Annotated in this window: 1 protein-coding gene; it reads right to left on the bottom strand. The window is 72.5% G+C overall.

The genetic code is table 11. From position 1 onward, the window contains the following. Nucleotide 1: 1 nt before the first annotated feature. Nucleotides 2–1,289: glycoside hydrolase family 30 protein (locus H5J30_RS33905; RefSeq protein WP_181791638.1), on the bottom strand; the 1,288-nt coding region annotated here is incomplete at its 5' end.

Here is a 1,289-nt window from a genome sequence, read left to right on the forward strand (position 1 = left end):
GTCAGGCCGCGGGCGCCCCGGGCCAGGTGAAGGTGGCGACCGCGCCCGCCGGCAGCTCGTACGTCAGCGACGCGCCGTTCTCCGTGACCGAGAACGTCCGGGTGCCGCCGGTGGCGTTGAGCACGACCGCGGCGCGGGAGCCGTCGGGGTTCTCGAAGACCACGTTCTGCACGCCGCCGGGCCCCTCGGTCGTCGACCCGACGCGCACGGCGCCGCGGTCGACGAACTTCGAGACGTGGCCCAGCAGGTAGTACTCCGCGTTCTTCGTGACCGTGCCGCCGTCGACCTCGACCACGCCGTTGCAGCGGGTGCCGCAGTGCCCGAAGTGCGGCCCGCCCCCGGAGTCGAGGGCGAGGTTCCAGATCACCACGGTCTCCGAGCCGGCGCGCAGGCTGCGGATGACGAGGTTCTCCGTCTGCCACTTGAGCGTGTCGGCGAACGTCCGCGAGGCGTCGTCGCTGTCGGTGCCCGAGCACTCGGTGAAGAACACCCGGTGGCCGGCGTCGCGCACCTGCTGCTGCGCCTCGGGCGAGCCGCCGTAGCAGTGGAACGCCGCGCCCTGCACGCGGTCCAGGTCGCCGGTGGCGTCCAGCACCTGGAGCGGGTAGTCGGGGCGGTCCCAGTTGTGGTCGTAGACGAAGAGCTGCGTGCCGAGCCCGGCCGCGGCGAGCCTGCCGTCCAGCACGCGCAGGAAGTCGGCCTGCTCGGACGCCGACATGCCCATTGAGGGGTACGAGGTCTCGAACAGCGGCTCGTTCGCCACCGTCAGGTCGTCGACCGGCACCCCCGCCTCCGCGTACGCCTCCAGCGCCTTGACCAGGTAGTCGGCGTAGTCGCCGTAGTGCTCGGGCGCGAGGCTGCCGCCCTCCAGCTTCCCGGAGTCCTTCATCCAGCCGGGCGCCGACCAGGGCGTGGCCATGACGCGGATGTCGCCGTTCACACCGAGCGCCTGGTTCAGCAGCGGCAGGATCTCGGCACGGTCGCGGTCGACGGAGAAGGAGCCCTGCTGGTCCTCGTACGAGTAGTAGGGCAGCTCGGCGACGAAGTCGGTGCCGCCGAAGGGCTGGCGCAGGTAGTCGAGCGCGATGCCGTCGGCGCCGGCGCCGAACAGGTCGGTCATCAGCGAGTCCCGCGTGCCCTGCGGCAGATCGGAGATCAGCCGCGCGGACGCCTCCGTGACCGACGCGCCCGCGCCGGTGAACTCCTGCGCGCGCTCGCCGGTGTCGACGGCGATGTCGGTCTGCTGCGGCGAGCCGTCGAAGGCGGCGCCGGCGGCCGGGGCGAGCTTG

This window comes from Streptomyces phytophilus (genome assembly GCF_013870535.1).
Lineage (GTDB): Bacteria > Actinomycetota > Actinomycetes > Streptomycetales > Streptomycetaceae > Streptomyces > Streptomyces phytophilus.